Origin of the sequence: Streptomyces sp. NBC_01515, assembly GCF_045040345.1 — a bacterium.
Lineage (GTDB): Bacteria > Actinomycetota > Actinomycetes > Streptomycetales > Streptomycetaceae > Streptomyces.
On the sequence record NZ_CP109416.1, the window covers coordinates 408,692 to 432,183 of the forward strand.

Genomic DNA, 23,492 nt, shown 5'->3' on the forward strand with positions numbered 1-23,492 from the left:
TGTACGGACAGAAAGGCAAGGTTCATGTCGCAGAGCGCCAAGCCCACTCCGCCGGGCACCGCGGGCCCGCTCTCCGGGGTGCTGGTCGCGGACTTCTCACGGATCCTTGCCGGGCCGTACGCCACGATGCTGCTCGCCGACCTGGGGGCCGACGTCGTCAAGGTCGAGGGACCGGGCGGCGACGACACCCGCGCCTGGGTGCCGCCGACACGCGACGAGGTCTCGACCTACTACCTCGGGATCAACCGGGGGAAGCGTTCGATCGCCCTCGACCTGCGCAACGAGGAGGACGCCGAGGTAGCCCGGAACCTCGCGCGGCGGGCGGACGTCCTGATCGAGAACCTCAAGCCCGGCGGCATGGCGAAGTACGGACTGGACTTCGACTCGGTCCGGCGGGACAACCCCGGTCTGGTCTACACGTCGATCACCGGCTTCGGCACCGGACCCGGCCGGCACGTCCCCGGCTACGACCTCATGGTGCAGGCCATCTCGGGGCTCATGAGCCTGACGGGCGACCCCGACGGGCCGCCCTACCGGGCCGGGATCTCCGTGTTCGACGTGATGGCCGGCAACCACGCCACGATCGGCATCCTCGCCGCACTGCGCCACCGGGACGCCACGGGGACGGGCCAGCTCGTCGAGGTGAACCTGCTGTCCTCGGCCCTGACCGGACTGGTCAACCACAGCTCGGCCTACGTCGCCGGCGGCACCGTGCCCTACCGCATGGGCAACGCCCACCCCAGCGTCTTCCCCTACGAACCGCTGCCCACCGCCGACAACGACCTCATCGTGACGGCCGCCAACGACGGCCAGTTCCGCAAGCTGTGCGAGGTCCTCGGCATACCCGAGGTGGCCGACGACCCGCGGTTCGCGCGCAACGCCGACCGCACCGCCCACCGCGACCTGCTGCGGCCGTTGCTGGCCGCGAGGCTGAAGACGCGCGGCGCCACCGAATGGTTCGAGGCACTGGTGGAGGCCGGTGTACCAAGCGGACCGATCAACACCATCGACGGCGGCTTCGCCATGGCCGACCGCTTCGGACTCGACCCGGTCGTCACCGTGGGCGAGGGAAACCGCGCGGTGCCCACCACCCGGCATCCCATCCGCTTCTCGGCCACCCCCGCCTCCTACCGGCTGCCGCCGCCCGAACTCGACGAACACGGCGCGGAGTTGCGCACCTGGCTGTCCGGACCCGAGGAGGCCGACCATGTCTGAGCCGACACCGCGCCCCGCCTACCCCACGGCCCTCGGCGCCTCCGACCTGCGGACCATCACCCTGCTCGGGCACGACCTGGCCGAGGACATCATGGGCTCGGTCGGCTTCGGTGAACTCGCGTTCTGGCTCGCCACCCAGCGGCGGCCCACCCCCGGCGAGACCCGTGTCTTCGAGGCCGTGCTCGCGGCACTCGCCGACCACGGCTTCACCCCCACGGCCATCGTCACCCGCCTGACCTACCTCTCCGCTCCGGACTCGGTCCAGGGCGCGCTCGCCGCCGGACTCCTCGGCGGCGGCTCGCGCTTCCTCGGCGTCACCGAGGACACCGGCCGCTTCCTGCACGACGTACTGGAGTCCCTCGACGGAGACCTGCCCACCGACGAGGCCGGCTGGGACGCGGTCGCGCTGCGCACGGTCGAACGGCGGCGCGCGGCCGGGGAGTTCGTCCCCGGGCTGGGTCACCACGTGCACAAGGAGGGCGACCCCCGTACGCCGAGGCTGATGCGGATCGCTCAGGAGGAGAACGTCTTCGGCCCGCACCTGAGCCTGTTCGCCGCCATCGGCCGGGTGCACCCGAAGGTGCTGCACCGGACGCTCCCCCTGAACGGAGCGGGGGTGTGCGGCGCCGCCCTCGCGGACCTCGGCCTCCCCCTCCAACTGCTTCGCGGCTTCGCCCTGTTGGCCCGCACCGCGGGTCTGATCGGCCAACTCGCCGAGGAACTGCGCCATCCCGTCGCACAGGACGTCTTCCTGTCCGTCGACCTCAACAACACCCCGGTGCCGCCCGAGCCGTACACCCCGGACCCGCTCACGAAGGACCGGCGCGGGGACTGACCCCTCGCCCGCCGACCCACCATCCACGCGCACGCAGACCAAGGAGCCGCAACCGTGTTCGTCGACGAGGACAACATCACCGAGCTGGCCGTCGAACGGTGGGCCACCGCTCACTCCCCGCGGCTGGGCGAGCTGATGACCGCGCTGGTCCGCCATCTGCACGCCTTCTCACGTGAGGTGCGGCTCACGGAGGACGAGTGGATGGCCGCGATCGAGTGGCTGACCGCGGCCGGCGGGATCAGTGACGACAAGCGCCAGGAACTGATCCTCACCTCCGACGTGCTCGGACTGAGCACGCTGGTCGTCCAGTTGAACAACGAGTTCACGCCTCAGGCGACCCCGGCCACGGTGCTCGGCCCCTTCCACATCGACGGCTCGCCGACCGCGCCCCACGGCTTCGACATGTCGGACGGCATCCCGGGCACACCCCTGTTCTTCACCGGCAGGGTGACCGACACCGAGGGCAAACCGCTCGCGGACGCCGTGCTCGATGTATGGCAGGCCGACGCGGAAGGCGCCTACGAGGCCCAGCTCCCCGAGATCGACGAGGCACGCCTGCGGGCCAAGTACCGCACCCGTGAGGACGGCACCTACTGCATCCGCACCATCGCGCCGCGCGGCTACGCCATCCCCATGGACGGCCCCGTCGGCGACCTGATGCGCCGGACGGACATCAGCCACTTCCGGCCGGCACACGTCCACTTCCTGGTCGACGAGCCGGGCTACCGGAAACTGATCACCCATCTGTTCCAGGCGGACAGCGACTATCTCGACTCCGACGTCGTCTTCGGCACCAAGGACGCGCTGATCATCCCGTTCCCCGAGCGACCGCCCGGCACCGCGCCCGACGGCAGCACCCTCGAAGTCCCGTACCTGCACGCCGAGTACGACTTCGTCCTGCAGTCCCGCTGACGGCCGGGCGGAGGGCGCGACCGCAGCACTATGCGGGTTTGTGTGGTGCCCTGTCGTGACCGGTGGTCTGGTCTGTCGGTCACCGGTCACGACAGGGGGGTGGGCCGGGTCTCAGACGATGATGCGGTCGAGGTTGGGTGCTCCGGCGGTGGGGTTGGAGAACTGGATGGTGTTGTTGCCTGCCTTGAGCTGGACGGTGACGTCCTTGGTGACGACGGTGTTGTAGTCGGGTGTTTCGGGGAAGCTGACGGTCTGCTTGACGCCGTTGACCGTGACGACCGCGGTGCGGGCCTGGCCGACGCTCATGAACGAGACGCTCATGGTGTAACTGCCTGCCGCCGGCTCGGAGACGTTGCTGAAGGTGGCTGTGCCGCCGTTGCCCAGGTAGCTGAGCTTCTGCCCGCCCGAGCAGTGCGCGCAGCTCGTGACGGTGGTGCCGCCGGCCAGGGTGGCCGCCTCGGCCTCGTACGACACGTTCCCGCCACCCGGCGGAGGCGAGGTGGGCGGCGGACTCGTCGGAGGAGTCGTACCACCGGTGATCTTGTTGAAGATCCGGGAGTAGGCGTACCCGGTCCCTTTGTCGTAGCCGTCGACTTCCCAGAAGGACAGCTCCTGGACGCCGTTGGTGGCGGCGAAGGATTCCAGTGTGGTGGCGTTGGCCTGGGTGAAGTTCTCGTCGTCGTCGTTCTGGCCGGCGATCGGGGTCAGGCCCATGCGTCCGTAGGCCTGGGCGGTCGAGATGCCGTAGAGGCTCGCGAGTTGTGCAGCCGTGCCCTTGGCCGCGGACAGCGCGTCGTTGAGGGCGTTCTCGCCGTCGCCGAAGTCCATGGTCATGATGTTGACCAGATTGACCTTGACGCCCTTGCTCTTGGCGTCCTTGAGCAGGTTGAGGGTGTCGGACTCCAGGCCGGACGGGTCGACGGCGAGGGTGTAGTCGACTTCGACATTGGGGTTCTGGGCCTGGAGGGCGGCGAGGGCCTGGTTGCGCCGGGTGTTGGCCGCGGTGTTGCCCAGGGTGTCGCCTTCGATGTCGAAGTCGAGGCGAGTGATGCCGTACGTATTGACCACGCTGGCGTAGGCGGCGGTGAGTGCCGAGACGGACGTGCAGGTCTGCGCCAGTTCTCCGCCTTCCGCGCCGCCGAAGGAGATGATGACGTTGCCGCCGGCCGCCTTGAGGGTGCCGACCTGTGAGGTGAAGGCGCCCAGTGCGCTGTTGCCGGCCTCCCACTGCGGAGTACAGCCGGACTTGGGGATGAGGAAGGCCAGGGTGTAGTTCTTGAGCCCGGTGGCTCTCATGTCGGCTGCCATGTCACCGGCGGTGCCGCTGGAGAGCTCAAGGTAGGGCGCGGCGTAGTGGGCCGGGAACGCGTTCGCCGCCTGAGGACTGGCGCTGGCGGTCGCGTTGATGCTCACCGCCACCACTGCTATCGGCAGTGCGGAAACAACAAGCCCCTTGGTGAGTCGTGACCATGTCACGTATGTCCTCCAGTTGGGATCGAGACAGGGCATGCCCGAGAAGCCGGCTCCTGGTCCCGGCCGAGGACCAGAGCTGTGACATGCAGGTGTTTTGGGAGAGCAGCGCGAAGCGGGGCGCCGGCGCGGGAGCAGCTGCGGGATCCGACGCTCGACAGCAACTGCCGGGATTTCAAGCGCAGTTCGAGTGCCATGAGCCGTGTCGAGGTGATGCGTACGCAAGCGGTGGTGTGGGGGATGTGGTGACGTTGCGTCGGCGGCGCCCGCAGTCAATCTCTCCGTGGTGGGACCCGTCAAGACAATGGAATGGAAAGTTTCCTAACAGAGTCGTTCCGTGCAGAACTGTTCCGTCAGGGACGCGCCGAGGTGGCCGGAGGCAGACAAGCAGCCTTCCCCGGGAGCCACTTGGCCCGACCGCCGACGTCGGGATCGAGACCGGGGCAGCGCCCGCCGCACCCGCCGCGCACGCGCCTGCCCCGATAGCCGTCGTCGGCGGGATCGCAAGCATTACTTGACCTGCACATTTAAAGATTGACATGCCGTCAGGACGGCGAGCCGGGCGCTTCCTTGGAGGTATGGACTTAGTAAAGCTACTTAACGAGACGATTGTGTGACTGCGGTCACGACTGCTTCCGTCTGTTAGGAAACATTACTAACGAACGATGGAGGCCCTACACCGCCATGTCATCGATCCGTACGCGCCTCGCTGTGGCAGCCGCCTCAGCCATCGCGCTCGCCGCCCCGTTCGCCGTCGGCAACGCCGACGCCGCGACGACCCCCACAGCAGTCGAGGCGGCCCCGGCCGCCACCTCGTACACCGCCGCCCAGGTCCTGGCGGGCGTCCAGCAGAACTCGACGGCCGCGAACCAGGTCAACTCCAAGCCCCACATCAACACCATGACGCGGGCTCAGAACGTGAACGTGTACCAGGTCGCCCCGGGCGTGTACTCCTACACCTCCGGCATGGCCATCGACACCGACGGCAGCGACTCCGATCCCGACCCCGACCACCAGGGCGAGACGACCTGGGAAGACAGCAACGGCCAGGCCCTGGGCGCACATCACGTGCCGTTCTACGTGCTGGGTGACGACTGCTGGGACCGCAAGACCCCCTGCCCGCACTTCTACTACAAAGAGCGCGGCATGTCGGGCCGACAGTTCGCGCTGATGTTCTACAACGGCAAGGTCATCGGTTCGATCTTCGGCGACACCCAGACCGCGAACAGCCAGACCACCTCGGACAACGACTCCCGCGAACTGGGCGAGGCGTCCGTGAAGGCGGCCCAGCTGCTCGGCATACCCAGCAGCGGAACCACCGGCGGTGTCGACAACGGCGTGACCGTGGTGATGTTCTCCGGTTCGAAGTGGGTCGTCAACGGCACCAACACCAACCTCAACACCAACGCCCAGGCCCTGGTCCAGACGGCCCTGGACAGCCTCGGGGCGAGCATGAACGGTGGTACGACTCCTCCGACGAGTCCGCCGCCCACGTCGCCTCCGCCGGGTGGCGGGAACGTGTCGTACGAGGCAGAGGCGGCGGCCCTGGCCGGCGGCACCACCGTCACGAGCTGCGCGCACTGCTCGGGCGGGCAGAAGCTCAGCTACCTGGGCAACGGCGGCACAGCCACCTTCAACAACGTCTCCGAGCCGGCGGCAGGCAGTTACACCATGAGCGTCTCGTTCATGAGCGTCGGCCAGGCCCGCACCGCGGTCGTCACGGTCAACGGCGTCAAGCAGACCGTCAGCTTCCCCGAAACCCCCGACTACAACACCGTCGTCACCAAGGACGTCACCGTCCAGCTCAAGGCAGGCAACAACACCATCCAGTTCTCCAACCCCACCGCCGGAGCACCCAACCTCGACCGCATCATCGTCTGAGACCCGGTCTCCCTGTCGTGACCGGTGACCGGTGACCAGACCACCGGCCACGACAGGGCACCACACAGACGGTCAGAGCCCCGCGTGATCCGTACCGGACGACGAGAGCTGGAACAACTGGCCAGGATGCGCGGCCTGTTGGGTCAGGACGGGTCGGCCGGCAGGTAGCTCGCGAGGCCGCGCAGGATGATCTCCAGGCCGATGTCGAACCGCTCGTCGGAGGAGTCCGTCACCATGACGCCGGCCAGGGCGCGCAGGTGAGGGAAGTCCGCGGCGGGAAGGGACGCGAAGTAGTTCTGCATCTCGTCGGCCATCTCACGCCAGTCGGGGCGGGCGGGCGAGGAGGTGTCCGCGTTCTGCTGGGCCGCCCGGTCCCGCCACATACCCTCCTCCAGGACGAACCCGTCGATGTACGTCGAGATGAGGTCACTGGCCTCCGCCGCGATGCGATCGGGCAGTCCCGCGGTACGGAACACCCCGAGCAGCGCCTCGACATGTGGCAGCAGTTCGGCGGTGAAGGGGACGTGGGCCATGGAGATCCTGGCCATGTCCCGGTGCGCCAGAAGGCGCCGCCGCCCTTCGAGGGCGTACTCGCGCACCTCCTCCTGCCAGCGCTCCGGGTCGGCCTCGGGCGGCTTGAAGTCTTCGAAGAGGCGGGTGTACATGAGTTCCAGGACGTCGTCCTTGGAGCTGACGTGGGCGTAGAGGGCGGAGACGGTGACCCCGAGTTCGGCCGCGACCTGACGCATCGACAGGCCGTCGAGCCCCTGACGGTCGAGCACGGTGAAAGCGGCGTCGACAACACGTTCGCGTGACAGGGGAGTTCGGGCCGGGGTGACACGTGCAGGTGCCGGGCGCTCACGCTCCCAGGGGGAGGGCGGGGGCGGTGCGGGGGTGTCGGCGTCCGCGTCAGTCATGGGGCCAGTCTAGGCGCCGGGAGAGCGGTGTTCTCTCCGGGTGAGCAGCGTTCACCCGGAGAGACGCGATATATCTTGTCTACGGTGCCCAGTTGCGCTATATCTTGATGAACGCCGTTCTCTCGGTGAGCACTGTTCTGTTAGGGTGAACAGTGTTCTCCGGCGTGCGGTCGCGGCTCCCCGCCCCCACCAGGGAGCCGGGCAGTCGCATCCACCCGTCCCACCGCGCTCGCAGATCCTCGCTGCGCGCGGACCCTTTCCGAGGAGTTCCGATGTCCACCACCGGTGTCGCGTCCACCGAGACGCCCATCGACTCGCCAGCGCCCTACCGGTGGCGCTGGGCCGCGCTCTTCGTGATCCTGGCGGCCGAGGTGATGGACCTCCTCGACGCCGTCGTCACGAACATCGCCGGTCCCTCCATGCGGGCCGACCTCGGCGGCGGCGCCTCCACGCTGCAATGGCTGGCCGCCGCCTACACCCTGTCGATGGCGGTCGGGCTCGTCACCGGCGGACGGCTCGGCGACATCCACGGCCGCCGCCGGATGTTCCTGGTGGGAGCCGCCGGATTCACACTGGGCTCACTGCTCTGCGCGATATCCGGGTCGCCCGAGATGCTGATCGGCGCGCGGATCGTGCAGGGCCTGTTCGGCGCGGTGATGCTGCCTCAGGGTCTCGGCATGATCAAGGAGATGTTCCCTCCGAAGGAGTCGCAGAAGGCGTTCGGCATGTTCGGTCCGGTCATGGGGCTGTCCGCGGTGTGCGGGCCGATCCTGGCGGGCTGGCTCGTGGACGCGGACTACTTCGGCACCGGCTGGCGCATGATCTTCCTGATCAACCTGCCGCTCGGGGCAGCGGCGATCCTCGGCGCCCTGCGCTACCTGCCGCGGGGACGCTCCGAGGCCAAGCCCCGCCTCGACATCCCCGGCATGCTCCTGGTCTCGCTGGCGGCGCTGCTCCTCATCTTCCCGCTGGTCCAGGGGCGTGAGTACGACTGGCCCGTGTGGACGTTCGTGATGATGGCCGCGTCGATCGCCGTGTTCGCCCTCTTCGCCCGGTACGAGTCGTTCCGCAGCAGGAACGGCCAGGACCCGCTCGTCGTCCCGAGCCTCTTCCGCAAGCGCGGCTTCAGCGGCGGCATGATCCTGGGGCTGGTCTTCTTCTCGACCATGCAGGGCTTCATGCTGGTGTTCAACCTCTACACCCAGATCGGCCTGGGCTACTCGCCGCTCAAGGCGGGCCTGGTGATGGTGCCCTGGTCCGGCGGCATGATCGTCGGCTTCGGGATCGCGCAGGGGGTCGTCCGCTTCGGCCGCGCCGTGCTCCAGGCGGGCACGGTGGTCATGGCGCTCGGAGTGTTCGGTGTCTGGCTGACCCTCGACCAGGTGGGGTCCGGCGTCGGCCCCTGGCAGCTCCTGCCGTCGCTGCTCGTCACCGGCATCGGCATGGGCCTGCTCATGGCGCCCTTCTTCGACATCGTCCTCGCCAGCGTCGAGCAGCACGAGACCGGTTCGGCGTCCGGCACGATGACCGCGGTGCAGCAGCTCGGTGGCGCTTTCGGCGTGGCCATCCTCGGCACCGTGTTCTTCGGTCTGCTGGGCGGCGGTATCGCCGGAGCGGTCGACCACCGCTCGGACGACCTGCGCGGCCGGCTGACCGCGGCACACGTCGCTCCGGCGACACAGGACCGCGTCGTGGCCGACCTGCGCCGGTGTGCCTCGGACCGCGCCACCGCCAAGGACCCCGCCGCGACCCCGGCGTCCTGCGCACTCCTGGCGAAGGACACCCGGTCCGCGGTGACCGCGTCCGAGGCGGGCGCACGGATACCCGCCGTTCTGGAGGCCACCGCCACGTCGGCCTTCCGCAGCGGTTTCGGTTCGGTCATGCAGACCGTGCTCTGGATCGTGGACGGGATGCTCGCGCTGACCTTCCTGCTCGCCTTCCTCCTGCCACGCCACGCCCGCCCCGAGGGGTCCGCCGGCCACTGAATCCGGCCGTCAACCAGCGCGCACGGGGCGGTCGTTGACCCTTTCGGGGGGGGCTACGACCGCCCCGCGTTCTGTGCCGGCACGGCCAGCGGTCGGGCGGGCCCGCGGCGCGCGGTCCGGGGCCGGGTTCTGCGCTGTACGGTTCGAGGTCTGGGTGTCGCGGCAACGGGCACGCATTCAAGTGCGCACGGCCTGGCACGGCCTGATGGACGCGGACGCAGTGGCACGCGACAGGGCCGCCCGCCTGGCCGGTACCGACGGCCGCCACACGGTGCTCCTCCCGAACGCGTCCACCGGACTGTTCCACGCCGCTCTCGGAATCCGTGCGGGCGTGGTCCTCGCACCGCGCACCGACTTCCCGGCGAACCACTATCCGTGGCGGTGCAGCGCCGAACTCGGCCGGGCCACGCCGCGCTGGCTCGATCCCGCGCCCGGTGCGGGAGTCACCCCCGACCTCGTCCGCGCCGCGCTGACCGACGACGTCGTCGGTGTGTCCGTCAGCGCCGTCGACTTCCGCACCGGCTTCCGTGCCGACCTCGCCGCACTGCGCGAGGCGATCGGCCCTGACCGGCTGCTGATCGTGGACGCCATCCAGGCGTTCGGGGTGGCGCGGATGGCCTGGGACGCGGCCGACGTGGTGGTCGCGGGCGGCCAGAAGTGGCTGCGCGCGGGATGGGCCACCGGCTTCGCGGCGCTGTCCGACCGTGCCCTGGAGTCCCTGGAGCCGGTCCTCACCGGCTGGACGGGTGTCGAGGACGTCGGTGTCTTCGACGGGACCGAGCACCCGCCCGCCGTGGACGCGCGGCGGTGGTCGATCACCCATCTCAGCCCGGTGACGGCCGCCGCGTTCGCCGCCGCTCTCGGGCTCGTCGAGCGGTACACGGTCGCGGCGATCGAGGCCGCGATCGCCCTGCGGGTCGCCGAGTTGACCGAGGTCGTCGAGGAGTACGGCGGTCGCGTCCTCTCCCCGGCCGACCCGGCGCGGCGCGCGGGCGTCCTTGCCTTCGCGATGCCGGGGCACGATCCGTCCGTCGTCGCGAAGGCGCTGCACGGCGAGGGGGTCACACCGACCGTCCGTGCCGACTCCCTCCGGTTCTCCCCGCACGCCTCGACTCCACCGGAGGCGTGCGCACGGGTGGCCGCGGCGCTTGCGTCGTTGAGGAACTGACCCCGTCCAGCGTCTGCGAACCAGGCGGAGCCACCGCCGAACGGTCCTGGCCGGCTGCACAGCGGTCCTGCCCGCCTCGGAACGACTCGCAGTACGGCTCACGGACTACGCCCTCGAACCGTGTGCCGTCATCGCCGATTTCGCCGTATTGCCGGGCACCTGTCGGCACGGCGAGACCCTGGAAGTTCGTGGTGAGTTGCGCGTCGGGGCGGAGCCGGCTCTCACGGTTCGAAGCGGCGTACCGTCCCGTCGTCGGTCACCAGCGTCAGGACGATTCCCAGGTCACGCGCTGCCGTGCCCGCGGCGATCTCGGTGAGAAGGTCGTCGCGGTCCGCCCAGCGGCGCAGCAGCCGGTAGCGCTGTGCGAGCGTCAGCGTGAGGTCGCCGAGCGGGAGCGCGCCGGTCAGTGCCGCGAACGCGGCCTGGTCGGGTGTCGGGATCACGCCCACCGCGGCGAGGTCGTCGAGCGACACCGTCCGGTGTGCCGGGCCCGCCCAGTCGGCGGCGGCCAGGCGGGGCACCCGCGCCGCGGCGTCCGGAGCCGCGAGCCGGAACTCGGTCCAGCGGTGCAGCGCGTCGGACGGGTCCGGCCCCCCGAGAAGACCGCCAAGCCCCGGTCGGCCGAACACGTCGGCCCCCTTCTCCCTCAGGGCGTCGACCAGCACGGCCGGCAACCAGTCGCCGCCGCCTGCGGGCTGACGGAGCATCATGGGCAAGGAAGCGGACCGGTTTTCGGTGTCTCCCGGCTTCGGCTCGGGAGCCTTCGTGGCGCTCGACTTCACCTGGTCCGGGGCGACTTGGACGCCGAGACGGTCGGTGAAGAGTGCGGCGACGTTGTCCAGCCAGCCGGCCGCGACCGCGGGATCGACGCCCGGCCGTACCGACTTGCTCATGTAGCGGCCGGACTTGTCGTTCACGGTCCACGACCGCAGGCTCTCGCTCCAGCGGAACTCGCCGGACACCCGGCTCGCGCCGGGCCGCGTACGACCGCCCTCCTCGAACACGGCGGCGATGCCGGTGTGTCCGAGGCCGTCGATCTCCGCCCGCAGCGACTCCGCCGTCGCCTCGGGGCGTCGGGTGCGGACACCGGCGAGCAGTGCGTCGAACCGGTCCTGCGCCATCACCTGCGAAGGGGCCTCGCTGCCGAGCAGGACACGGCCGTCGTCGGTCACCGTGTACAGCCATACCGCGTCGCGGTTGCCGGTGATGAGCAGGTCGGGGTCCACCTCTTCAAGGGGGATCCACAGCGGGTTCGCCCGTACGTCGCCCGAGCCGTCGCGCTCCTCGTCCTTCACCCGCTTCGGCATCACGGGATCGCCGAAACCGGCGGTGAGGGCACCGCTCGCACCGGGCTGCGGGGCCGTCGGCAGCAACGTCTCGTAATGGTCGACGCCGTTGTAACCGACGTACACGGTAGGCCCGTTGGCGTCCTCGGAGAGGCGGTGCAGCAGGGATCCGCCGTGGCCGTCGGGCTGGACGACGACGAGGTCGATGCCCAGCGACTGGGCGAGCAGCAGGGGTACCTCGTCGTAGAAGGGCGTGTGCCACAGTTCGGCCGAGCGGATCGCGCGGTCGACCAGCCCGCGCTCCCCCAGGGTGACGGTCTGCGCCGGGGTGGCGGGCACGACGGTCGGCAGGTGGCTGCGGATCTCCCGCCACAGCGCCCGCGACCTTGCCGTGGCGGGGCCGTGCAGGGTACGCAGGACCAGTTGGCGCACGTTGTTCCCGTGCACCTGGTCGGTCAGCGCGCGCCGTCGGGCGTTCGCCTCCGGCCCCGTGGCGTTCTCCAGCCCCTCGGTCTTCAACTGGACCTGGATTCCCGCCTGTTGCGCGGGAGTCAACGGGAAGTGCCTGCGCAGGCCCATTGAGGTGAGCAGGGGCTGCAGGCTGCGCAGGTCCGGGTATCTGTCGTGGACGATCGTGTCCAACGGGTCCCGCGTGGCGTGCTGGTGGGCGGCGGCGGACGTCCCGTACCAGTCGGCGGTGTCGGTCCGCAGGTCGGCGACCGTCATCGTGTGTACGGCCCTGCCCCGCACGGCGTGGCCGGGGTGCTGGGCGCCGAGGCCGGCGATGACGGCGGTGAACAGGCAGTTGCCGTCGGGAGCCACGTTCCGGAGGGTCATCTGCCGACCATCCACGAGTACGGTCCGGGCGGGCGGCGGCTGCTTGTCGCCAAGGGACGTGCCTTGTGCGTCCGAGCCGGGCTTGTCCTTGGGCTTCGCCTCCTTGCCCTGGGTCTCCTCGCTCTTCGTGGTGTCGGCGTCCTTGGTGTCTTTGGTGTCCTTGTCCCCCGGCGGTTCCGTGCCCCGAACGGGCGGCGCCGGCAACGGTGTTGCCGACCGGGGACGGACCGACAGGTAGCTGTCACCGCGCCGGTAGACGGTCACCTGCCGGAGCGGGCCGGCCGTCGGGTCTGCGGAGCCCGGGAAGAACCGGTAGCCGCCGTCCTCCCCCACGACCGTGATGTCCACCCCGAAGGAACGCGCCGTCAGGTCCGCGGCAAGGTCCGCCGTCGCGTCGTCCCAACGGCGGGCTCGCTGCACGTGCAGCCGTACGAGACTCTGCCGCTGGGCGGGGGTGAGTGCGGTGAGCAGGGTGTCGGGCAGCCGGCCGCCGTTCTCCTCGACGGTCCCGGACAGGGCGGGGTCGCGCCGGAAGTGCTCGCCGAGCCTGCTCGTCAGTTCGGCCGTACGGAACACCGCGTGCGGATCGAGGGTCACGTCCGGGGGCATGTCGATGCTCCGGGCCACGCGGCCGGCCAGTGCGGCACGTCGGGCTTCCGACACCGCCGTCGGCCCACCGCGATCGGCGACACCGAGGATCGCCGTGAAGAAACCGTTGCCGTCGCCGTCCGGTTCGTACAGGTCGTAGACCCAGCTCCGGCCGTCGGGATCGGTGGCGGTCAGGGTGCGGTGGTCCTGGGCCGCGTCGAACCGGCGCAGCGTCGGGTCCGGGATGCCGGTCGTCTCCCACGGCGGGCGGCTGAACGCGGGGCGCAGTTCGGCCTCGCCCGCCGCCTCGTCCTGCTTACCACCGTCCTTCTTGTCGCCGTCCTTGTCGCTGGTCTTCTTCTCCGCGTCCTTGTCGCTGGTCTTCTTGTCGCTGGTCTTCTTGTCGCTGGTCTTCTTGTCAGTCGTCTCGGAGGCCTTCTTCTCCGTCGCCGGTGCCGGTGGGGCCCGGAAGACGACCTCGTCCGGTTCCGGGGTGGTGCCGAGCTGGGCGCGTCCCGCCGGTGTGGCTGCGAGTTGGTACCAGCGGGTCAGGCGGTCGGCGGCTTCCCGGACGCGCGCGTACTCGTCGGCGAGCGCCTCGGCGAAGACACGTCGTTCACCCAACTCCGCCGTGAAGGCGTCCAGTTGGTCGCGGGCCGTGTCGCGGGCCGTACGGGCCGCGGTGACCTCGTCCTCGGCCGCCCGCAGCAGGGCCGTCACGCGGTCGTGTGCGGCGTCGCGTTCCGCGTCGAGCAGTTCCGCCCAGCCGTCGTGAGCGGGTTCCGCGCCGTCGCTCTCGTGTTCCAGGCGGGCGAGTTCGCGCCGTGCGGCGATCACCTGGGGCAGGGTCTCGGGGTCGCGGGCGGTGAGGGTGGTCAGCAGGGTCTCGGCGTCCGTGAGCGCGGTCTCGCGGCGCGGGCCCTCGTCGCGGCGCAGCTCCCAGTACTTCTTGTCGGCGGCCGTCCACTCCTTGTCGGCCTTGGTGACCGCGTCCCACGCCTTGACGGCCACCGGCGGGAATCCCTCGTCCGCTACGAGGCCCAGTTCACGTGCGACGTCCTCGCGGACCCAGGCCAGGACGGTGGTCTCGGTCTCGCGTGCCTGCGGGGCGCGCTGCGGGTTGCCGAAGGGGCTGCGCATCGCCCGCACCGGCGCGGAGTCCTTGACGTGGTGGTGGACCGCGGCGACGCTCAGCCAGGTCGTGGGGATGGCGAAGAGGAACGTACGGGTGGTGTTCGGCTTGACGTTCACCGACGCGAGGCGGTCGCCGGCCGAGGCGAGGGTGTCGGACTCGGTCGACACGTCGCCGGGTCCCGAGGCGCCCATCTGGTTGGTGCCGGTGGCGGAGGACGACGTGGCGGGACCGCCGCCGATCGACGACTCGGTCTGCCCGACGCGCCCGGCGCTCGCGCCGCCGCCCTGCACATGGCGCTTGGGTGCCTCGTGCTTCATGCCGTCGGTGACGGCGAGCAGCCGGGCCTGCCGGAACCGCGGCCGGGAGTAGAGCCGGAGGTCGGCGTCGGCGCCGCCGAAGAAGCCGCGTTCGGTCAGGCCGGCCACCTCGTAGCCGCCGGGGTCGAGGGTGCGGTCGTAGAAGGCGCTGAGGGCGCCGTTGCCGGTGCCGTCCTCCAGGTTCTGGGCGGGCCCGGTGCCGGCACGGGTCAGCGGGGTGTCCTGGGCGCGGGCGATCAGGTCGTCGTCGACCGTGTCGGTGAGCGGGAAGGACGTGTCGTAGGCGGAGGCGAGGACAAGGGAGTTGGCGGTGTGGAGCTGGTCGACGCCGACGATCCGGCGGACCTTGAAACCGTCCGGCGGCATGGTGAACGGCTTCATGCTGTCGTCGGGGTGGAGCGTGTCGAGCCAGCCGCCGGGACCGTTCGTGGCGGGCGGTGCGACGCGGCGGGAGGGTCCGGGGGCGTCGAGGGTGGCCGGGGCCAGCGGGTCGTCGCGTTCGGCGGCGGGGTCGACGGGGTCGGGGCGCATGAGGCTGAGCGGGTAGTACTCGACGAGCTCTCCGACGTCGCCCTCGGAGCTGACGCGCAGCAGACGTCGGCCGGAGACACCGCGCCAGGTGCGGTGCGCGGCCCGCTTCACCCAGGCGGAGGTGCCGGTGCCGGTCTTCGGCTCGCGGGTGTCGGTGACTTCCAGGGTGAGCCGCATCCGGTAGCGGGTGACGTACTCGGCGTGTCCCTGGGTCGTCGTCGCGGTGGCGATCCGCACGCTGCCCTCGGACTGGTTCTGGGCGGCGGTCTGCTGGGTGGAGCCCACCTCCGCGTACGTCGGTCCGGCCATCCGCACGGTGTCGTTGCCGGTGTGCGCGCCCTGGGCGACGGTGGTGCCGACGCTGGCGCCGGAGGCCCGGCCGCGGCCCTCCTGCGTGGTCTCCACCGCGTGTCGGTGCTCCTCGAACTCCACGCTGTGCCCAAGACCCCCGAAGCCGCTGCCGTCCGGTGCGGGTTTGCCGACGGGCACCTTCACCGGGATCAGCTCGGCGCGCGCCCGTACCTTGCGGCTGCCGATCCACAGGTTGGCGGTGGACGAGCCCCAACGGCCCACGCGGGCGGGCACGGAGGAGCTGCCGCCGGTCATCTCCTTGCCGAGGGCACGCACGACGCGTTCCGACATCAGCCGGTGCACCGTGTCCCGGTCGCTGGACGTCAGTCCGAGCGGCCTCAACTGCCGGTCGAAGTCGTTGAGTACGGCCGCGGTGTCGAGCGCGGTGAGCGGGAAACTGCCGAACGGATGGTCCAGGAGCCAGGGTTGGGGCGACCACCGGCGCCGGGTGTAGAGCGGTACGTCGCCCCAGCGGTCCCGGAGCAGTCCCATCCGGTAGGCACTCTTCTCCGGAACGTGCCCGACCCAGCCGTCGTTGACGAGGACCCGCCGCCCGGACGCGCCGGCGAGCCAGCGGGGCAGCCGCCGTACGCCCGTCGCGCGTTCACCGACGAGGGTGGAGGTGGCGGCGATCTCGTGGTCGACGTCGGCGGTGACGAGTACCTGCCGGCCCTGGTCCTTGCGGTTGATCTCGGCGAGCGCGGTCCGGGAGACGGCCCGGAAGCGGGACTTGTCGAGGCGGTAGGGGCTGGCGACGAGACCGTAGTTGCCGGTGGTCCCGGTGCCGGTGTCGTGCGAGTGGAGGTAGACGAGCTGGCCGCCGAAGAACAGCGTGCTGGTGCTGGTGTGGCGTCCCGAGGCCTGGGTGGCACCGCCGATGGTCGTCTCCGCCTCGATCGGGATGGCGCCCGTCACGGCGGTGAGGCTGCCGGGGCGCAGGCGGCTGCGGTGGGCGAGGACGGAGGAGCGGTCCAGGTAGGGGGCCTTCGCCCACAGCCCGGAGGCACGCCAGCCGGTCGGGGCGGACGACTGGTCGAAGTTCGCGGTCAGGAACTGGCTCTGGAACACGCGCAGCGCCGCGTCGTGGACGGGGGCGCCCTCGTGGGTCAGCATCCAGGAGTTGCCCGACGACTCCTTGAGGACATCCTCGGCGGCCCTGCCGAGCGCGGGATCCGCTACGACCGCGAGGGTCAGGTACGGGTGGCGCCGGTACTCCTCGCGGCCCCGGCGGCCGGCCCGCTCGAACAGGCCGCGGGTGGCGAGCGCCAGGTCCCGTGCGGCCTGCGCGGTGCTCGCGAGGGGCACCCCGTGCAGGGGGTGGTGCGGGCGCGCGGTGTCGCGTACGGGCGTGTGCTCGACGGGCACGCCGAGCAGCACCCGTCCGACGGAAGGTCCCTTGGCGCCCGGCGTCGGCGCACCGGTCGGGCCGATGAGGTTCTTCTCCCGCTCGGTGAAGACGAACGGCCGCGTTCCGAGCAGGTTGAGGAAGAGGACACCGCGCAGCAGGCCGCGGAACCGGCGGAAGCCGCCGCGCCGTGCGGTGAGGGTGACCTCGTAGCTGTACAGGTGGGTGCCCTTGGTGCCGATCGACATGGCCTCGTGGGTGGCGGCGGCCCCGTAGCCGCTCTCCGAGTCCGTACGGCCGCCCCAGCGCACGCCCAGCGAACCGGTGCCCGCGTGCAGCGGGCCGCCCGCGCTGTCGGTCGCCGCGTCCCGCAGCGACAGCAGCCCCTCCGCGCCGATGTGCGCGCCGCGCGCGCTGTTCTGCCGCCCGCCGAGGTTCTCGCTGCCGGGTGCGCTGAACCGCAGCCGCAGATCCTTCTGCGTGCCCTCGAAACGCCGGTCGGTCAGGGCGGCGTCCACCCACACGTAACGGTGCGCGCGGGTGGCGCGGCGGGAGTCGACCAGGGAGATCCGCAGCCCCGTGGTCATCATCGTCTCCAGGTTGCCCGCCATGCTGTGGAAGGCGAGGGTGTTGAGCACCTCCAGGGTGTTGGAGACCGCCATCTGGAAGTGGTCGGCGTTGCGCCAGCGGGGATTGGCGGGATCGAGTTCGGACAGGGGCGCGACGAGGTCCGGGTAGGCGCGTGCGACCTCGTCGAGGACCTGGTCGCCGAAGTGGTCGAGGAACGTGCGGTCCTCGCCGTCGATGTCCTGTACGTAGGAGCCGTCGGCGAACGTGAACTCCTCGACCCTGCTCATGCCGAGGGTGGGCGGCGCGTCCTGGGTGAGGTACGGCGGCACCCTGGGCGGGGTGCCGGGCGCGGGGCTCGCCTCCCCGGCGAGGCGGCGGGCCTCGGTGCGGGTGAGCCGTTCCACGGCCCAGGTCTGGAACGTACGGGTCCGCGGTGCCTCGCTCCAGGTGCGCGGGGGGTTCTTGCGCAGCTTGCCGGGTGTCGAGTTGGCGTCGTCGCGCCTGCGGCCGGGCAGCGGTGCCTTGGTGTCGGGCGGTGCGGTGACCGTGACGGTCTTCTGGACCAGGTAGAGGCCCGTGGGGTCGCCCTTCGCCTGCCCGGCCGATTTCACGGCGCCGGTTCCGCCGGTGACGGAGGCGCGGTTGCGGGAGGCGCCGTAGCGGAAGTTGAGGCCGGCGAGCAGCCGCAGGTCGAACTTGCCGTGGTCGATGCCGAGGAGTTGGAAGGCGGGGCCGAGGGCACCGCCGATGTCGACGCCCGAGGACCTGCCGGTGGTCCGCTCGTTGCGGACCGTCGTCTGGGAGATGTCCCGGAGTTCGGCGGCGGTGGTCTCGCTGATGAGGACGGCCTCGCCGGGCTCCACCCGGACCGAGAAGACACCGAGCGGTTCGCGCCCCGCGTCGTCCTTGAACAGGGGCGGTGACGTGACCGCCCCGGCCGCCATGACCCGGCTCATGCGGTGGAACCCGTCGGTGGAGAAGAACGAGTTGAGCTGCTTGCCGGCCATGCTGTCCGTGTCCGTGCCGATCTGCTGGAGCGCCCAGTCCCGGATGTGTGCGACGGGGCCGAAGCTCTCCGTGTTCATCATGCGGTAGTGGGAGCCGCGGTCGAGCCGCATCCGCGGGGGCAGCCGGTCGGCGGGGGGCTTGGGCCGGGTGAGGCTGTCGGCGATGCGCACGAACAGCCCGTCCCTGACGGCGAAACCGAAGGCGACCTGAGCACGCGTGCCGGACGTGGGCCGGATCGCCTTGCCGGTCCGGTCCACGGGGCGTCCGGCCGGATCGGTGACCTTGAACTCGTACCAGACGTCGTCGAGATGGGCGTGCGAGCCGTCGGTCGTGCGGGTCTCGTTCTGGTTCACGACGAGGTTCTGCAGGTTGTACTCGACCCGCTTGGTCCAGGAGAACTGGGCGAAGACGCGTCCCCAGGGCGCGAACAGCGTCTTCACCGGTCCGAGCGGTGCGGTGGGCGCGAGGGACGCCGACGTGCTGTTCACGGCGACGCGGCCGGTGAGGGCGGTGTTGCGCTGCATCGTGTCGATCTTGACGGGGTTGGCGTAGCCGAAGGTGAACCTCTCCCACTGCCCGTACGGGCGGGCCGTGACCGTGAGAACCCGCGACTTGCCGTCCACCGTGCGGTAGTTGAACTGCTGCCCGTCGCCGAAGAAGCCGCTCGGGTTGTGGACGAGGGCGTGTCGTACGTCGTCGAGGAGCCCGTCGCCGGTGCGGTTGCCGCCGGTGCGCGCGGGACGGGGGCGGACGCCGGGCGGCTGCCGGAGGTTGAGGTCGAGCTGCTCGACCACGCGGTCGGCGCCGCGCAGGACACGGTCCCCCTGGCCGAGGGCGTAGGAACGGCGCAGCAGGTTGCGCGGCAGCCCGCGCAGCAACCCGCCGATGCCGCCCATGTAGACGGGCAGTTGGGCACCGTCGGTGAACGACGCGGGTCCGCCGCCGCTGTACGGCGCGGGAGGCAGGTCGAGGTCGACGCGCGGCGGCCGACGCGAGTCCAGGTCGTGCACCACCCAGGTCGGCCCCTGCGTGGCGGGCTTCTTGACCGGCGGCGCGGTGAACCTGGCCTCGGCGTCTTCGTCGATGGGTTCGAGCAGGGGGGTACGGCGGTTCGGCGGGGCGCCCTTGCGGGGCGGGCGCTGCCGACGGGGCGTCTCCGGGGGGTCGTCCGGACCGCGGGGAGGCACCGAAGTCGACTTGTCGTCCGGGGACTTGAGCCCCCCGTCGAACGGCACCTCCGTGATCGTGGTCGTCGAGTCGGTCGTGGTGGACGTCGTCGCGACGAGGGGGGTCCCGCCGCTCACCGTGACCACGGGCTGCGGAACGTCGGTGGACCCCCCGGACTTGGGGGCACCGCCCCGCAGTCGCTGCGGCAGCCCGAGGCCCCTGCGGAGACCGTCGGCGAGCGAGGTCGCCTCCGCACGCGTCCCGCCCGCGGCGAGCAGGTCGGCGACCTGACGTACCGCGCCTCGGTACGACTCGATCGCGTGCCGCGAGTCCGCGAGCACGGGGTGCAGTTCCAGGGGCAGTACGAGCGCGGTGGCGGTGTCCCACGACTGGCGTGCGGTGTCGGGAGCCGACCCTGGCGTGTTCAGCGTGAAGTCCGTGAGCGCGTCGTCCCACAGACGCCTGCTGGCCGTGGCCGCGGCGGTGTCGAGGTGCCCGGACCAAGGCCCCGGTTGCAGCATCAGCGCCTTGGCCTGCTGCAAGGGCGTGAGTCCGGCCTCCCGCAGGGACAGTCTGCCGCCCGCCATGACTGCCTGGGTCCGCTGCTCGACGGTGAGGGCTGTTCCGGTGGCGGACAGGTCCGCTACGTCCACGTCGACATCGACGGTCGGGAGGCCGGCGGCGGAGAAGTCGTGGGGCAGGTCGTCCTCGGTCAACTGCGAGGCGATCCAGTGCCGTTGAGCGTCGGAGCGGTTCACCACGGGGACGATGGCGGAGGGCTGCGCCGACGTGTCGGAGCCGAGGTCCAGGGCAGCGTCGGCGTGGGAACGGGGCACCTCGCCCAGTGCGCGCAGCTGCGTCTCCGTCCGGACGAGGTCCGCCTGCGCCTGCCGCACCCTGTCGTCCGCGTCATGCAGCGCGGTGGCGTCGCGGCTCGTTCCCTCGCCGGCCTCGACACGCGCACGGAGGCGTTCGGCGGTGTCGGCCGCGTGCTGCAGCGACCGTACGGCGTCGGCATGGGCGTCGTGGGCCGCGCCTACGAGCGGGGCGGGGTGGGTGACGGTGCCGTGATCTAGGCCTGGGGCGTCCGTTGTTGATGGAGCTACGGCCTTTCCCTTGCCGGTGCCGGTACCGGTACCCGTTCCGGTGTCTATGGTCGGGGTGCGGGTCGGAGGCGGGGCTTGGACAGGGTGCGGGGGCGGATTGCCGCTGCCCGTGTCGTTGCTCGAACTCCCCTGCTCAGGAACGTTGTTGTGGGTGACCGCGGGTGGGACGGTGGGCCCGATGGGGGGCGGGTCGATCCGAGTTGTTCCGGCCGGCTCAACCTCCGGGGTGTTCAGGTCGTGGGTCTGCGGCGGGGGTTCGGTGCCGTTGCCGTTGCTTCCGTGCGTCACGACGGGCGCTGCGGGAGTGACAGTGTCACCGGTGACGGTCGACGGCTCGGACGCCCCAACCTCCGGCGGAATCACCGGCGTTGAAGACCCCACCACAGGTGGAATGACCGGGACGGACGTGTGGGGCGGTGGGCCGATGACATGAACCGGGGGCGCCTTCGTAGGTGTACCGGTGTCCGTGTCGATGTGGTTGCCGGTGTCCGCGTCCACGGGCGTGTGCGGGCCGCTTCCCGCACCGGACTTGGTGTCGCCGCTCTTTCCCGGGCCGGAGTTCTGGCCGACGTTGCCGGCGTCTCCGGTGCCGGTGTCGGAGACCGATGTGGAGATCGTCGGCGGGTCACCGAAGTTCTTGAGCCAGTCGGCGCTGTTGGTGACCGCGTGCTCGGCCCCCGCCTCGAACCGCTCGCTCAGGCCCGACCCGACGAACGTCTGCCAACTGGGCGTGAAGTCACCGAAGAACGCGCCCATCACGAGGGACTCGGCCAGCGTCTCCGAAGCGCCGTCCGCGATGAACTCGCCGCCCTGATCGAGCCCCTTGCCGAAGAGGCTCTCGTCACCGTGGGGAGTGGGAGTGGGGGTGGGAACGGGGGTCGTCTTGGGGACGTGGGCCCCGGGTTCCGGCGCAGGACCGGGCTTCGGCCTGTTCTTCAAGTTCAGGTCGATGGTGTTCGGCTTCGGTGAATTCGGCCCGCCCAGGTTGATGTCGTCGAACTTCTTCCCCAGGTCACCGATGTTCTTGAGGTTGTTCGTGACGTTCTTCATCGTCTTCGCGAAGATCGGCGCGAGGAACCCCGCGACGGCGCCGAACGCGGCGCTGAGACCGATGTCGCCCCAGTCGATCGACTTCGGCCGTTGTCCCTTGGGGGCGCCCGTCATCATGGCCAGCCGGACCGCGAGCGTCATGAAGGCCTCCTCGGCGGCCTCCAGGAAGCTGGGCAACAGGTGTGTGCGGCGCGAGAGTTCGAGCAGGACCTCCAGGATGAACACGCGGCTGCGGGCACGTGCCACCGCCGCCTCGCCGGCGCTGGCCCCGCCGGTGAAGAACGACATCACCGCGAGGATCGCGAGTTCGATGAACAGGCGGACCAGTTCGGCGATGATGTTCCACTTCGCCTCACGGATCTGCATGGCGATGCCGACCTGGTTCTTGGTCACCTTGTCCAGGTCGGCCTCGAACTGGTCGAGATAGGGCAGTACTTGGTTGATCGCCCCGATGAACTGGTCGGCGGTTCCCTTGGGGAGGCCCTCTCCCACGGCCAGTACCGCTTGTTTCGCCCGTGACTTGAGCGCGCCGACGTGCTGGTGGAGCTGGTCGAAAGACCGGCTGGTGTCGTAGGCGTGGTCCTCGTTGGCCTCCAGGAACTTTTCCCCGATGAGGATGAAGAACAGCCAGTTGAGCTTGGGCGGGACGACGATGGCCACGTTACGGCCGGCTCCCGGTCCGCCCTTGTTGTTCGTGGATGGCGTCGAGGATCCCGCCCTGGGTGCCGCGGATCGAGCGCAGGTTGTCGAGCGTGCCGTCGCCCACGGCCGAGATGCCCGCGGCGATGGCGTCGATGGTGGCGAGGACGGAGTCGCGTGTCTGGACGAACTCCTTCCTGAGCTGCTGCCCGTAGCTGTCGTCGCCGGTCCAGCTGGTGTCGGCCAGGGCGGCATGGGCGGACGCGCCGACCTCGCCGGCATACCTGCCGAGGTCCTCGATGACACGTGTGCCACCGATGATGGCCGCCGGGTTCGATGTGTAGGACGGGCCGGTCATCGGGTGCTTCCGTCTTCCTCGTCGTCGGCGATCTCGTCGTGCAGCCGGGGGCGTGCGGCGGATCTGGCGGAGCTGCTCCGGGCGGGGGCGGACGGGCCTGCGAACCGGGCCCAGTCGATGTCGAGTCCGGCGAGTTCGGGCACCTGCGGGCCGGGGGCGTCGAGCGGCCGTAAGTGACGTGCCGCCTCGCGTCGTGCCTGCGCCCGGCCCGTTTCGACCGCCTCGATGATCGCCGCGCCCAGTTCCGCGCTCGACATCTCACGGAACGTGTCGCCCAGGAACCGCAGGCCGCTCAGTTCGCCCCGGGGTCCGACGGTGACCTCGACGGAACCGTCCTCGGAGACCGTGGCCGAGGAGAAGGCGGCCATGTCGGCCTCCGCGCGTGCCACGTCCCGCTCGGCTGCCGCCAGTTCGACTCTGGCCCGGGCGAGGCGTCGCTCCAGCTGCTCCTCGTAACCGTCCGGGCCGGACTCGGGCTCCTGGGTCATCCGGTCTCCATCTCCCTCGTACTCCACTCACCGGAGGTGGCCGCAGGGCATACCGGCGAGGGCCCGCGTCGGCAGCACGGACACGTACCGGCGGCGGTCACGTCGGCGCGCACCGGAGGTCCCGTCCGTACGCACCCGGGGGCCCGCATCACTCGCCCTGACACAGGACGCGCGCGGCTCGGGCCCACAGACGTCCGATCATGGCCGGGCTGGTTGACGTCCGCCCCAACAGCACATGACGCGCAATGGATGAAGATCCGCATCCGCATTAACTTCGCCTGCACCAGGGCGACTTGAAGCGGCGGCGCGCCCGCGGGGAGAGAACCGGCGACG

General features: G+C 70.7%; 11 protein-coding genes. 6 read left to right on the top strand and 5 right to left on the bottom strand.

All coding sequences use genetic code 11. From position 1 onward, the window contains the following. The first annotated feature begins 24 nt into the window (after window positions 1–24). From OG407_RS01505 to OG407_RS01515, 3 genes are read left to right on the top strand one after another with little or no spacing between them, the layout of a single operon-like run. Window positions 25–1,215, top strand: coding sequence for a CaiB/BaiF CoA transferase family protein (locus OG407_RS01505; RefSeq protein ID WP_405854192.1), 1,191 nt, complete (start codon window positions 25–27; stop codon window positions 1,213–1,215). Continuing rightward, complete coding sequence (locus OG407_RS01510) at window positions 1,208–2,050, top strand: citryl-CoA lyase (protein ID WP_405854194.1); 843 nt, start codon at window positions 1,208–1,210, stop codon at window positions 2,048–2,050. Before OG407_RS01505 ends, OG407_RS01510 begins: the two co-directional genes overlap by 8 nt. A 54-nt stretch (window positions 2,051–2,104) precedes the next feature. Further along, window positions 2,105–2,962, top strand: a complete 858-nt coding sequence (locus OG407_RS01515; protein ID WP_405854196.1) for a dioxygenase — start codon at window positions 2,105–2,107, stop codon at window positions 2,960–2,962. A gap of 111 nt (window positions 2,963–3,073) precedes the next feature. Here OG407_RS01515 and OG407_RS01520 read toward each other — a convergent pair whose 3' ends face one another. Continuing rightward, entirely contained in the window at window positions 3,074–4,438 is a 1,365-nt protein-coding gene (locus tag OG407_RS01520) for a CBM35 domain-containing protein (protein WP_405854198.1), read from the bottom strand. A gap of 678 nt (window positions 4,439–5,116) precedes the next feature. Between OG407_RS01520 and OG407_RS01525 the strand changes: the two genes are divergently transcribed. After that, entirely contained in the window at window positions 5,117–6,313 is a 1,197-nt protein-coding gene (locus tag OG407_RS01525; RefSeq protein WP_405854200.1) for a glycoside hydrolase family 75 protein, read from the top strand. Window positions 6,314–6,456: 143 nt separating this feature from the next. On the opposite strand, the gene OG407_RS01530 is transcribed toward OG407_RS01525, so the two are convergent. After that, window positions 6,457–7,230: a TetR/AcrR family transcriptional regulator gene (locus OG407_RS01530; RefSeq protein WP_405854202.1), complete on the bottom strand. Its 774-nt coding sequence runs from the start codon at window positions 7,228–7,230 to the stop codon at window positions 6,457–6,459. A gap of 272 nt (window positions 7,231–7,502) precedes the next feature. Here OG407_RS01530 and OG407_RS01535 point away from each other — a divergent pair, with 272 nt between their 5' ends. Continuing rightward, window positions 7,503–9,215: an MFS transporter gene (locus tag OG407_RS01535; protein ID WP_405854204.1), complete on the top strand. Its 1,713-nt coding sequence runs from the start codon at window positions 7,503–7,505 to the stop codon at window positions 9,213–9,215. A 220-nt stretch (window positions 9,216–9,435) separates the two neighbouring features. Next, the gene (locus OG407_RS01540; RefSeq protein ID WP_405854206.1) at window positions 9,436–10,383 is read left to right on the top strand and encodes an aminotransferase class V-fold PLP-dependent enzyme; all 948 of its coding nucleotides are present in this window, start codon (window positions 9,436–9,438) and stop codon (window positions 10,381–10,383) included. A 221-nt stretch (window positions 10,384–10,604) separates the two neighbouring features. Here the strand turns inward: OG407_RS01540 and OG407_RS01545 are convergent, their stop codons facing one another. Genes OG407_RS01545 through OG407_RS01555 form a run of 3 tightly spaced genes read right to left on the bottom strand, consistent with a single transcriptional unit; the run spans window position 10,605 to window position 23,159 of the window. Next, on the bottom strand, window positions 10,605–22,334 hold the full coding sequence (locus OG407_RS01545) for a hypothetical protein (protein WP_405854208.1): 11,730 nt from the start codon (window positions 22,332–22,334) through the stop codon (window positions 10,605–10,607). 1 nt (window position 22,335) lies between these two features. Continuing rightward, window positions 22,336–22,671 (bottom strand): hypothetical protein, encoded by a 336-nt coding sequence (locus OG407_RS01550; protein WP_405854210.1) that lies wholly within the window; start codon window positions 22,669–22,671, stop codon window positions 22,336–22,338. Continuing rightward, window positions 22,668–23,159, bottom strand: coding sequence for a YbaB/EbfC family nucleoid-associated protein (locus tag OG407_RS01555; protein ID WP_405854212.1), 492 nt, complete (start codon window positions 23,157–23,159; stop codon window positions 22,668–22,670). The genes OG407_RS01550 and OG407_RS01555 overlap by 4 nt, the downstream gene beginning before the upstream one ends. Window positions 23,160–23,492 lie beyond the last annotated feature (333 nt).